Raw genomic sequence first — 11588 nt, 5'->3', positions numbered from 1 at the left:
TATGTCGGTCGGGTTCTCGGTCCCGGTCGGTTCTCGGCGTAGGTCGGCTGCTACGCGTCGGTCGGCTTCTCGGCCTCGGCCGGGGCATCGGCCTTCTCCGGGCCCGCCGCTGCTTCCGGTTCCGCGGCCTGGTGCGGTTCAGCGGCCTGTTCCGACCCCGCCGCCTTTTCTGGCTCCGCTGCCTTCTCCAACCCCGCGGCCCGCTCCGGCTCGGCTGCCGCCTCAGGCGCCACGGAAGGCCCCGCCGACTCTTCCGCCTCCGCCGACGTTCCCTCCGCCTGCTCCAACTCCTCCGGCTTCAGCGGGAGTTCGGCCGCGAGCGCCGCCGCGGCCTGCACCAGCGGCAGTGCGAGCAGCGCGCCCGCGCCCTCGCCGACGGTCACGCCGTGGTCGAGGAGCGGCTCCAGGGCCATCCGGTCCAGCGCCTTCGCCTGGCCCGGCTCGCCGCTGTTCTGCCCGGCGAGCCACCAGTCCGGAGCTCGGAACGCGACCCGCTGACCCACCAGCGCGCACGCGGCGGCCACGACCCCGTCCAGGATCACCGGCAGCTTCCGTACGGCACTCTGCAGCAGGAACCCGGTCATCGCGGCGAGGTCGGCGCCGCCCACCGTCGCGAGCAGCTGCAACTGGTCGCCGAGCACGGGCCTGGCCCGCCGCAGCGCGTCCCGGATCGCCGCGCACTTGCGCATCCACGCGAGGTCGTCGATCGCGAGCCCGCCGCGCCCGGTGACCACAGAGGCATCGGTGCCGCACAGCGCCGCGATCAGCACGGAGGCCGGAGTCGTACCGCCGACGCTCACATCGCCGAGGACCACCAGATCCGTACCGGAGTCGGCCTCCTCGTTCGCTACGGCGACCCCCGCCTCGAACGCGGCCGTCGCCTCCTCCAGCGTCAGCGCGTCCTCGATGTCGATACGCCCGCTGCCCCGCCGTACGCGGTGCTTCACGACCGCGTCCGGCAGCGACCCTGGATCGCAGTCCAGGCCCATGTCCACGATCCGCACCGGCACCCCGAGCCGCCGCGCGAGCACCGCCGCCGGGCTGCCGCCCTCCAGCACCGACCGCACCAACTCCCCGGCGCTGCCCGCCGGCCGGGCCGAGACGCCGAGTTCGGCGATCCCGTGGTCGCCCGCGAACAACACCGCACGCGGCCGTTCGACCGGCCGCACCGGCACGGCGCCCTGTGCCGCCGCCAGCCACTCACCCAGGTCGTCGAGTCGCCCCAGCGCCCCAGGCGGCACGATCTGACGTTCGCGGCGCGCCTCCGCGTCACGGCGCACACCGCCGTCGGGGCGCTCGATCAGATCGGTGAAGTCGTCGAGATTAAGCGAGCTCATTCGCCGAACAGTACCGGCAGCGATCGAACGCGACAGCGCCACATGGCCACCACGCGCCCCGGACGTCCTTGCCCTCAAGATCTAGATCCCGTACGTATCACTTTGCACCGTTTTGTCGTACGTCTCCGGGAGCCGCCCATGAACAGCCTGCGCACCCGCGTCAGCACGCGCGTCAGCACCCTCGACGCGCGCCGCCGCCACCGCGCGCTGGCCCGCGCGATCCTCCGGCTCCTCCCCGAACCGGAGAGCTGGCTCGACGTCGGCACCGGCGACGCCCATTTCCCGGAAACGGCCAAGGCCCTCTTCCCGTACACGTCCTTCGACGGCGTCGACCCCACCCCCCGAGTCGTCCGCGCCCGCGCCGCCGAACGCATCGAGGAGGCCTACGCCGGCCACCTCACGGACCCGCACATCACGACCACCCTGCAGTCCCGCTACGACGTCGTGACCCTCCTGCGCGACCGCTCACCGGCCCCCGACCCCGATGCCGAACTCCGCGCCGCCCTCACGGTCCTGCGCCCCGGCGGCCTCCTCCTCCTGGAAGGCCCCCCGGACGCCCTGCGCACCCAACTGGGGCCCCATGACTGCGAGTTGGTCACCGAACACCGGGGCCTCCAGGACCGGCTCCCGCCCCCGCAACGCCTGATCGCCCGCAGAAGACAGCAGCTCCAGAACCAGCAACTCCAGAACCGGCAGCCCTAGCCGCGCAGGGCGAGCGCCTGCCCCGCCACCACCAGCAACACGTGCTCGCACTCACCGGCGACCGCCGCGTTCAACCGCCCCAGCTCGTCCCGGTACCGGCGCCCGGACGCGGTCGCCGGCACGATCCCCGAGCCGACCTCGTTGGACACGGCGACCAGGGTCCGCCGTGTGGCACGCACGGCAGCGGTCAACTCCCTTACCCGCTCCCGGAGTTGCTTCTCCCCGCCGTCCCCCCACTCCGTGTCGTCCCACGCCCCCACGGAGTCCATGGCGTCCGTCAGCCACAGCGACAGACAGTCGATGAGCAACGGCGGCCCGTCCTCCGCCAGCAACGGCACCAGGTCACACGTCTCCGCCGTACGCCACGACCCCGGCCGCCGCTCCCGGTGCGCGGAGACCCGGGAGGCCCACTCGGTGTCCCCGTTGCGCGAGCCGCCGGTAGCGACATACAGCACGTCCGGAAACGCCTCCAGCCTCCGCTCGGCCTCGACGGACTTCCCCGACCGCGCCCCGCCCAGCACCAGCGTCCTTCGCGGCACATCGGGCACGTCCTCGTACACCCCCACGGTCAACGTCGACCCGTCCGGCACGGCCCGCGCCCCCACGGCGGCCAGCCGCCGCGCCAACTCGGCCCCCGGCGCCACATCGTGATCGAGATGGACGGCGATGACGTCGGTAGCGGGCCCCATCGCCCCCACCGCCCGCAACTTCGCAAGAGCATCCGGCCGCCCCACAACATCCGCGAGCACCATGTCGTACGACGGAACGGCCCCCTCCTCAAGCCCGGCCGGCGCACCCCCCGGCGGCAGATACAGCACCCGCTGCCCGTCGGGCCCGGTGACGGCGTACCCGGTACCGGGCCCGTCCATCGCCACCGCCCGCACCCGATGCCCCGTCAACAACTCCAGCTCCCGCCCGTCCGGCACCCGCCCCGGCTGCGGCAGCCCCGCAGGCACCTCCACCGCCGGCCCGTCATGCGGATGCGACAACAACACCTGCCGCACCCCCCCGAGCGAATGCCCGGCCCGAGCAGCGGCAAAGGCGGCCCCGGGCGTCAGATCGAGCAACAAGGTCCCGTCCACGAGCACGGCGGTAGCGGCCCGAGCATCCACCCCGAGCGAAACGGCACAGGCAGCACAGGGACAGTCAGGCCGCGGGAGTCCAGCGGGGGCACCGGTACCGAGCAGAGTGAGTTCCACGGATCGATTTTCACCGCTCACTATGAGACATGCGCGCTCTGGACCCCCCTAAGGGGCGCGGGGAACTGCGCGACAAGCCCCCACCGGCCCGCAGACAAAGAACTTCGGCAACATGATCACAACTAACCCAGCAGAGCGCATACGCTGCTGGTCTGCATACGCTAAGTCTCGGGAGGCGTACATGGCGGCATGGATCTGGCGGTTCGAGAAGTCCGACGGGACCGAGGTCGAACCCGCGGTCACGCCGGAGGAGTTCACCACACAGGGCGACGCGGAGTCCTGGCTCGGCGAGATCTGGAAGGAACTCGTCGCGGGCGGCGCGGACCAGGTGTTCCTCTTCGAGGACGGCACGCAGATCTACGGCCCGATGAGCCTGCACGCCGAGGACGCGTAACCCGCCGTAGACCAAGTGGGGGCGGCCGGAGAAATTCCGGCCGCCCGTCCCCGTTCCCGGGCAGGGCTACTGCTCGCCCAACGTCACATCGACCTTCTTCGACGCCCCGTTCCGCGAGTACGTCACCGTCGTCTTCTGCCCGGGTTTGTCGGACGCCAGCGCCTCCGACAACGAGGTGATCGTGGTGATGTCCGTGTCACCGACCCGCGTGATGATGTCCCCGGCCTGGATACCGGCCTTGTCCGCAGCCCCGCCGCTCTTCACCTCGACCACGGCGACCCCGGCCGCCTGATAACTGGCGTCGACGACCGTACGTCCGGTGATGCCGAGGGCCGCCCGTCCCGAGTCGGTGACCTTGCCGTCCTTGACGATCTGGTCGGCCACCGTCCTGACCATCGAGGAGGGAATCGCGAACCCGATCCCCGGCGCCGCGCTGCCCCCGAGGTCGGGATCGGTGGCGGCAAGGGTCGGGATGCCGATGACCTGCCCGTTCAGATTCACCAGCGCGCCCCCGCTGTTGCCGGGGTTGATCGCGGCCGAGGTCTGCACCATGTTGGCGATGGTCGCGCCCGTACCGCCCCCGGTGCTGCCCTCGCTGACGGTCCGTCCGGTCGCCGACACGATGCCCTGCGTCACACTGGACGACAGTCCCAGCGGCGAGCCCATGGCGAGGACGATCTGCCCCACCTCGACCTTGGAGGAGTCCGCGAAGGTCGCCGCCTTCAGCCCGTCCGGCACCTTGTCCAGCTTGACGACGGCCAGGTCCTGCTCGGGGTAGGAGTAGACGAGCTTGGCGGTGAGCACGTCCTCGCTGTTCGCGGTGGTCACCTTGAAGGTCTTCTCGTCCCCGACGACGTGCGCGTTGGTGACGATGTGCCCCTGGTCGTCGTACACGACCCCCGACCCCAGATCACTGCTGGCCTGGATCTGCACGACCGACGGCAGGACCTCCTTGATCACCTTCAGGTAGTCGCTCTGCAGGTCGCCACTCGACATCGGTACGGCGGCCTCGGCGGCCTGCGTGGTCGAGCCGTCCTTCTTCGAGGAGGCCGACGAGGACCCGGAGTCGGAACATCCGGCGACCAGCGCGAGCGAACAGGCGAGACCGGCGAGGAGAGCGACCGGCCGCAGAGCACGGATACGAGTGCGGGTGCGGGAGGAGTCCATACCGCGAGTGTCTCTTTGGGGTGAATGTCCGGCTTGTGCTGCTGACCCGAACGGGCCCCTGGGGGAAGGGGCGCGTGCTCAGCCCCGCACGCCGCACAGATGCAGCAGCGCGGCCACCGCCCGGTACGGATCGGTCCGCCCGGCCCGCTCCTCGGCGGCCAGCAGCGGCTCGACGTCCGCCGGGATCTCGGCCCCTTCCGGAGCCGTGTCGGTGAAGACCCGCACGCCGTACCAGGACTGCAGCGGCGCCCCGATCCCCGCCAGCGTCGCCGTCAGGGTGTCCAGCCGGTCCGCCCGCGCGTCGATGCCGAGCCGGTTGCGGTACGCGGTCGAGTCGAACGCGGCCGCCGCGGACGCCCAGTCCCACGACAGTCCGGGCCGCATGGCCAGCGCGTCGGCGTTCCGCACGAGCAGCGACAGCAGCCCGCCCGGCGCCAGCATCCGCGCGAGCCCCGCGAGCAGCGGATCGGGCTCGGACACGTACATGAGTACGCCATGACAGAGCACGACGTCGAAACTGCCCGGCAGGAAGTGCACGCCCGTGTCCCGGCCGTCGCCCTCGATGATCCGCACCCGCTCCCGGATGCCCTCGGGCTCGCCGGACAGCGCCTCGCGGGCCGCGGCGACCATCTTCGGTTCCTGTTCGAGCCCGGTCACCTGATGCCCGGCCCGGGCCAGCCGCAGCGCCTGCGTGCCCTGGCCCATCCCGACGTCGAGCACCCGCAGCCGCTGTCCGACCGGATACCGGCCGGCTATCTGCTCGTCGAGCTGCCGGGCCACCAGCTCCTGTCGTACGACATTCCGCAGCCCGCCCAGCCTGCTCAGCCAGGCGTCCGCCGCGCCCCCGGAGAAGGAATCCGCGCTCAGGGCCGCTCTCCGCGCTTGACCTGCGGCTTCGGCAGCCGGAGTCGACGCATCTGGAGGGATCGCATCATGGAGTACCAGACCGTGCCCTTCGTGTTCTGGCCCGGGAAGCGCTCGGCGAGCAGCTTGCGCAGCCGGAACACGCTCCAGAAGGAGTCGACCACGATCAGCACGATCACCACGAGCCACAGCAGCAGCGCGATGTTCTGAAGCGCCGGGATCTGCACCACGCTGAGCACGAGGATCACCACGGCCAGCGGCAGGAAGAACTCGGCGATGTTGATGCGCGAGTCGATGTAGTCGCGCCCGAACTTGCGGATCGGACCCCTGTCACGGAGGGGCAGATCCCGCTCGTTGCCACGGCCGGACAGCGCCTGGCGCTGCCTCTCCATCTGCGTACGCCGCTCGTCGCGCTGACGCTTGGAGGCGTCCTTGCGCGTCATCGAGGTGTTGGCGACGCTGCGGCGCTGAGTCTGTGACTCACTGCGCTTGGGCGTGGGCCGACCCTTCGGGGCCTGAGGGTCTCGGGGCATTGTGGAGTCGGTCAGCGACACCTTGTCGGTGGACGCTGCCTTCTCTTCCTTGGCGCGGCTACGGAACACAAAACCCAAGGGTAAGGGGTCAATGGGGTTGGACCCCAGCCCTGTGGGGAACGATCCGGCAACACCGCTCGTCTGTAGGGGGACAGAGAAGGACGTCATGAGCGGGTCCTGCCAGGGGAGCACCTACTCCTTACGCCGGATCAGGACCTCGGTCAGTCGTCCTTGGGGATGAGCGCATCCGTCCCCGAACAGTGCGGTAATGGATGCAGGGCCCGTACTGTGGGTTCTGTTGCAACGCTGGAGCTGGAGTCCGTCAGAAGGGGGCGCGCGAAGCCCATGAGCGGTGTCATGAAGCGTATGGGGATGATCTTCCGCGCGAAGGCGAACAAGGCCCTTGACCGGGCCGAGGACCCGCGCGAAACCCTCGATTACTCGTACCAGAAGCAGCTGGAGCTGCTTCAGAAGGTGCGCCGGGGAGTGGCCGACGTCGCCACCTCCCGCAAGCGTCTGGAGCTCCAGCTCAACCAGCTGCAGTCGCAGTCCTCGAAGCTGGAGGACCAGGGCCGCAAGGCGCTCGCCCTCGGCCGTGAGGACCTGGCCCGCGAGGCGCTGTCGCGCCGCGCCGCGCTCCAGCAGCAGGTGACGGACCTGGAGACGCAGCACACGACTCTCCAGGGCGAGGAGGAGAAGCTCACCCTCGCGGCCCAGCGCCTCCAGGCCAAGGTGGACGCCTTCCGTACGAAGAAGGAGACCATCAAGGCCACGTACACGGCGGCCCAGGCACAGACCCGGATCGGCGAGGCCTTCAGCGGCATCTCCGAGGAGATGGGCGATGTCGGGCTTGCCATCCAGCGTGCCGAGGACAAGACCCAGCAGCTCCAGGCCCGGGCCGGCGCGATCGACGAGCTCCTCGCCTCCGGCGCCCTGGACGACCCGACCGGCATGGCCAAGGACGACATCCAGGCCGAGCTGGAACGCCTGTCCGGTGGTACGGATGTAGAGCTGGAACTCCAGCGCATGAAGGCGGAGCTGGCCGGAGGCTCGTCTGCTTCCCAGCAGGCGATCGAAGGCGGCAAGGACCAGCCGCAGTCCTCGTCCCAGCCGCAGGACACCCCGCGTTTCGACAAGCAGTAGGCCCACGCCTGAGGAGGGCGACATGATCGTACGGATCATGGGGGAGGGGCAGGTGAGGCTGGCCGAGAGCCACCTCACCGAGCTGAACAAGTTGGACACCACCCTCCTCACGGAGGTCCAGAACGGCGACGGCCCAGCCTTCCGCCAAACCCTCCAGGCCCTCCTGGCAAAGGTCCGAGAACTGGGCGACCCCTTGCCGGACGACTCCCTGGAGCCGTCGGAGCTGATCCTCCCGGCCGAGGACGCAACCCTGGAGGAGGTCCGGGACCTGCTGAGCGACGACGGGTTGATCCCAGGGTGATCTTTCAGTGCCGGTGACTGCATTCAGCCCGTCCGGCGTTCGAGGACGAGGCCGTTCAGGCCGAAGCGGGGGTCTGGGGGCGGCAGCCCCCAGTACGGGGTCACCCCAGCACCGGTCACTCACAAGGAGACGTACCGTTGGCCCCCGTTCCGCCCCCGGCAGGGACCCGCACCCTCGACCGGGCCCGCTGCCAAGCGAAGGCGCATCCCTCCGCCCTGGACGCGGCCCTCGCCGCCGCGGTGCTCGTCTGCATGGTTGCCGGTTCCTTCGTGGACCCCCACGGGGACAACGGCGTGAGCTGGGGCCTCCGTACCCCCGCCCCCCTCAGCCTGATCCTCATGGCGGTCGGCGCCGCCGCGCTGGTCAAACGCCGCCGCGCCCCCATGCTGGTGCTCGCCGTCACCGCGACCGCCTCCCTCATCGAGAGCGTCACCAGCGACCCCCGCGCCCCGGTCGCGATGTCCGCCGTGGTCGCCCTGTTCACCGTCGCCGTCACCACCGACCGCTCGACGACCTGGCGCGTCGCCCTGCTCACGATGACCGTGCTGACCGGCGCCGCGATGCTCGGCGGCCCCCTCCCGTGGTATGCCCAGGAGAACCTCGGCATCTTCGCCTGGACCGGCATGGCGGCCGCCGCCGGCGACGCCGTACGCAGCCGTAAGGAATTCGTGCACGCCATCCGCGAGCGCGCCGAACGGGCCGAACGCACCCGCGAGGAGGAGGCCCGCCGCCGGGTCGCCGAGGAACGGCTGCGCATCGCCCGCGACCTGCACGATGTGGTCGCGCACCACATCGCCCTGGTCAATGTCCAGGCCGGAGTCGCCGCGCACGTCATGGACAAGCGCCCCGACCAGGCCAAGGAAGCCCTCGCCCACGTACGCGAGGCCAGCCGCTCCGCGCTCAACGAACTCCGCGCCACCGTCGGCCTGTTGCGCCAGTCCGGCGACCCCGAGGCCCCCACCGAACCGGCCCCGGGCCTGGACCGCCTCGAAGAACTCGCCGGCACCTTCCGCAGCGCCGGCCTCCAGGTCGAGGTGGCCCGCGCGGACAACGGAACCACCCTCCCCGCAGCCGTGGACCTGGCCGCCTACCGCGTCATCCAGGAGGCCCTCACCAACGTGCAGAAGCACGCCGGTACGGAGGCGAAGGCCGAGGTGAGTGTCGTACGCGTGGGCCCGAACGTGGAGGTCACCGTCCTCGACAACGGCTCCGGCGAGGACCACGACCCCGACTCCGGCGGCGGCCACGGCCTGCTCGGCATGCGCGAGCGCGTCACCGCCCTGCGCGGCACCCTCACCACCGGTCCCCGGTACGGAGGCGGCTTCCGCGTGCATGCGATCCTGCCGGTCAAGACCCGCCCACGCGCCTCGGGGGACCCCGTATGACGACGATCCGTGTCCTGCTCGCCGACGACCAGGCCCTGCTGCGCAGCGCCTTCCGCGTACTCGTCGACTCCGAGCCCGACATGGAGGTCGTAGGGGAGGCGTCGGACGGCGCGGAGGCCGTGCGGCTGGCGAAGGAGGAGCGGGCCGACGTCGTGCTGATGGACATCCGGATGCCCGGCACGGACGGCCTCGCCGCGACCCGCATGATCAGCGCGGACCCGTCCCTGGCCCACGTCCGCGTGGTCATCCTGACGACCTTCGAGGTCGACGACTACGTGGTCCAGTCCCTGCGCGCGGGCGCGTCCGGCTTCCTCGGCAAGGGCTCGGAACCGGAGGAACTCCTCAGCGCGATCAGGGTGGCGGCGGCCGGAGAGGCACTGCTCTCCCCGGTGGCGACCAAGGGCCTGATCGCCCGCTTTCTCGCCCAGGGCGGCGACCTGGACGACGACCGCGACCCCGCCCGGGCCGAACGCCTCGACGCCCTCACCGTCCGCGAACGCGAGGTCCTCGTCCAGGTCGCCGGGGGCCACTCGAACGACGAGATCGCCGAACGCCTGGAGGTCAGCCCCCTCACGGTGAAGACCCACGTCAACCGCGCCATGTCCAAACTCGGCGCCCGCGACCGGGCCCAACTCGTCGTCATCGCCTACGAGTCGGGCCTGGTCCGGCCACGGGTGGAATGACCCGGCAGGCCTACGGCAGCGCCAGCATCCGCTCCAGCGCCAGCTTGGCGAACGCCTCCGTCTCCTTGTCCACCTCGATGCGGTTGACCAGGTTGCCCTCGGCGAGGGACTCCAAGGTCCAGACCAGGTGGGGGAGGTCGATGCGGTTCATCGTCGAGCAGAAGCAGACCGTCTTGTCGAGGAAGACGATCTCCTTGCCCTCGGGGGCGAAACGGTTCGCGAGCCGTCGTACGAGATTCAGCTCGGTGCCGATGGCCCACTTGGAACCGGCCGGGGCCGCCTCAAGTGCCTTGATGATGTACTCCGTTGACCCGACATAGTCCGCCGCGCTCACGACCTCGTGCTTGCACTCGGGGTGCACGAGGACGTTGACGCCGGGGATGCGGGCGCGGACGTCCTCGACGGACTCCAGCGAGAAGCGGCCGTGCACCGAGCAGTGGCCGCGCCACAGGATCATCTTCGCGGCCCTCAACTGCTCAACGGTGAGGCCCCCGTTGGGCTTGTGCGGGTTGTAGAGGACGCAGTCCTCCAGGCTCAGGCCCAGGTCGCGGACGGCCGTGTTGCGGCCAAGGTGCTGGTCCGGCAGGAACAGGACCTTCTCGCCCTGCTCGAAGGCCCACTCAAGGGCCCGCTCGGCGTTCGACGAGGTGCAGATCGTGCCGCCGTGCTTGCCCGTGAACGCCTTGATGTCGGCGGACGAGTTCATGTACGACACGGGCACGACCTGCTCGGCCATCCCGGCCTCGGTCAGCACGTCCCAGCACTCGGCGACCTGCTCGGCGGTGGCCATGTCGGCCATCGAGCAGCCGGCCGCGAGATCGGGGAGGACGACCTTCTGGTCGTCGCCGGTCAGGATGTCCGCGGACTCCGCCATGAAGTGCACACCGCAGAACACGATGTACTCGGCCTCCGGGCGCGCGGCCGCGTCCCGGGCCAGCTTGAAGGAGTCGCCCGTGACGTCGGCGAACTGGATGACCTCGTCGCGCTGGTAGTGATGGCCGAGCACGAAGACCTTGTCGCCGAGCTTCTCCTTGGCCGCGCGGGCCCGCTCGACCAGGTCCGGGTCGGACGGCGAGGGCAGGTCACCGGGGCACTCGACGCCGCGCTCGCTGCTCGGGTCGGCCTCACGGCCGAGGAGGAGCAGGGCGAGGGGCGTCGGCTGAACGTCGAGTTCCTGGGTCTGGGCGGTGGTCACGACACGCACCCTTTCTGTTCTGCGGGCTGGGCCGGCCCGTTGGGAGGACGGCCCTTTTCGTCGAATTGACGTTATCTATCATAACTTCTTCACGTCAGTTTGACGATGCCCATAGCGTCGATGTGACATCAATCCCGGTACGCGTCCGGTGAGGGGCCTTGCGGGTGTGTGCGAGCATGGAAGTGAGAGCAGAAGAGATACAGGCGAAAAGAACGCCACCCGGCCCGGAATGAATCCGCGGCCACGCCGGTTGAAATGTCGGCAAGCAGTCTCCGTACAACCCGGGAGAGATGTAGATGTCCGTATCGGACGAGACCAGCACCGTCACCGACGGCATCCTTCTGTCCGACGCCGCCGCGGCGAAGGTCAAGGCCCTGCTCGACCAGGAAGGCCGTGAGGATCTGGCCCTGCGTGTCGCCGTCCAGCCCGGCGGCTGCTCCGGCCTGCGTTACCAGCTCTTCTTCGACGAGCGCTCCCTGGACGGCGACGTCGTCAAGGACTTCGGCGGTGTCAAGGTCGTCACCGACCGCATGAGCGCCCCGTACCTGGGCGGCGCCTCCATCGACTTCGTCGACACCATCGAGAAGCAGGGCTTCACGATCGACAACCCGAACGCCACGGGCTCCTGCGCCTGCGGCGACTCGTTCAGCTAAGCCCGGCTCAAGCCCCACAGAGGGCGACTGAG

At 70.2% G+C, this 11588-nt stretch carries 13 protein-coding genes; 7 read left to right on the top strand and 6 right to left on the bottom strand.

What is annotated here, in order from left to right:
* Nucleotides 1-50 precede the first annotated feature (50 nt).
* On the bottom strand, nt 51-1337 hold the full coding sequence (gene cobT, locus ACGFY9_RS09830) for a nicotinate-nucleotide--dimethylbenzimidazole phosphoribosyltransferase (RefSeq protein ID WP_393753202.1): 1287 nt from the start codon (nt 1335-1337) through the stop codon (nt 51-53).
* A gap of 138 nt (nt 1338-1475) precedes the next feature.
* Between cobT and ACGFY9_RS09825 the strand changes: the two genes are divergently transcribed.
* Nucleotides 1476-2039: a methyltransferase domain-containing protein gene (locus ACGFY9_RS09825; protein WP_393753201.1), complete on the top strand. Its 564-nt coding sequence runs from the start codon at nt 1476-1478 to the stop codon at nt 2037-2039.
* Here ACGFY9_RS09825 and ACGFY9_RS09820 read toward each other — a convergent pair.
* Nucleotides 2036-3238, bottom strand: coding sequence for a bifunctional adenosylcobinamide kinase/adenosylcobinamide-phosphate guanylyltransferase (locus ACGFY9_RS09820; RefSeq protein WP_393753200.1), 1203 nt, complete (start codon nt 3236-3238; stop codon nt 2036-2038). The genes ACGFY9_RS09825 and ACGFY9_RS09820 overlap by 4 nt on opposite strands.
* Before the next feature lie 181 nt (nt 3239-3419).
* On the opposite strand from ACGFY9_RS09820, the gene ACGFY9_RS09815 reads away from it, so the two are divergent.
* On the top strand, nt 3420-3632 hold the full coding sequence (locus ACGFY9_RS09815) for a hypothetical protein (RefSeq protein ID WP_033284163.1): 213 nt from the start codon (nt 3420-3422) through the stop codon (nt 3630-3632).
* Between the two features lie 66 nt (nt 3633-3698).
* Here the strand turns inward: ACGFY9_RS09815 and ACGFY9_RS09810 are convergent, their stop codons facing one another.
* The 3 genes from ACGFY9_RS09810 to ACGFY9_RS09800 form a co-directional block, all read right to left on the bottom strand.
* On the bottom strand, nt 3699-4799 hold the full coding sequence (locus ACGFY9_RS09810) for a S1C family serine protease (protein ID WP_393753199.1): 1101 nt from the start codon (nt 4797-4799) through the stop codon (nt 3699-3701).
* A gap of 78 nt (nt 4800-4877) precedes the next feature.
* The gene (locus ACGFY9_RS09805; RefSeq protein ID WP_393753198.1) at nt 4878-5579 is read right to left on the bottom strand and encodes a class I SAM-dependent methyltransferase; all 702 of its coding nucleotides are present in this window, start codon (nt 5577-5579) and stop codon (nt 4878-4880) included.
* Between the two features lie 83 nt (nt 5580-5662).
* A complete protein-coding gene (locus ACGFY9_RS09800; protein WP_393753383.1) occupies nt 5663-6364 on the bottom strand; it encodes a DUF3043 domain-containing protein in 702 nt (233 codons plus the stop codon).
* Nucleotides 6365-6541: 177 nt separating this feature from the next.
* Here ACGFY9_RS09800 and ACGFY9_RS09795 point away from each other — a divergent pair, with 177 nt between their 5' ends.
* The 4 genes from ACGFY9_RS09795 to ACGFY9_RS09780 all read left to right on the top strand — a co-directional run bounded on the left by ACGFY9_RS09795 (nt 6542) and on the right by ACGFY9_RS09780 (nt 9708).
* A complete protein-coding gene (locus ACGFY9_RS09795) occupies nt 6542-7339 on the top strand; it encodes a PspA/IM30 family protein (protein ID WP_393753197.1) in 798 nt (265 codons plus the stop codon).
* 22 nt (nt 7340-7361) lie between these two features.
* Nucleotides 7362-7640, top strand: coding sequence for a hypothetical protein (locus ACGFY9_RS09790; protein ID WP_393753196.1), 279 nt, complete (start codon nt 7362-7364; stop codon nt 7638-7640).
* A gap of 137 nt (nt 7641-7777) precedes the next feature.
* Nucleotides 7778-9025 carry a sensor histidine kinase gene (locus tag ACGFY9_RS09785; RefSeq protein ID WP_327404666.1) on the top strand — a complete coding sequence of 416 codons (1248 nt, stop codon included), beginning with the start codon at nt 7778-7780 and terminating at the stop codon, nt 9023-9025.
* A complete protein-coding gene (locus ACGFY9_RS09780) occupies nt 9022-9708 on the top strand; it encodes a response regulator (protein ID WP_393753195.1) in 687 nt (228 codons plus the stop codon). The genes ACGFY9_RS09785 and ACGFY9_RS09780 overlap by 4 nt, the downstream gene beginning before the upstream one ends.
* 10 nt (nt 9709-9718) lie before the next feature.
* On the opposite strand, the gene nadA is transcribed toward ACGFY9_RS09780, so the two are convergent.
* Complete coding sequence (nadA, locus tag ACGFY9_RS09775) at nt 9719-10903, bottom strand: quinolinate synthase NadA (RefSeq protein WP_393753194.1); 1185 nt, start codon at nt 10901-10903, stop codon at nt 9719-9721.
* A gap of 296 nt (nt 10904-11199) precedes the next feature.
* Between nadA and ACGFY9_RS09770 the strand changes: the two genes are divergently transcribed.
* Nucleotides 11200-11556: an iron-sulfur cluster assembly accessory protein gene (locus tag ACGFY9_RS09770; RefSeq protein WP_019065032.1), complete on the top strand. Its 357-nt coding sequence runs from the start codon at nt 11200-11202 to the stop codon at nt 11554-11556.
* Nucleotides 11557-11588 lie beyond the last annotated feature (32 nt).

The sequence above is a fragment of the Streptomyces sp. NPDC048504 genome, from assembly GCF_043200035.1.
Lineage (GTDB): Bacteria > Actinomycetota > Actinomycetes > Streptomycetales > Streptomycetaceae > Streptomyces.
The sequence above is the reverse complement of the archived record's forward strand: the minus strand, read 5'-3'. Positions and strand labels throughout refer to the sequence as shown.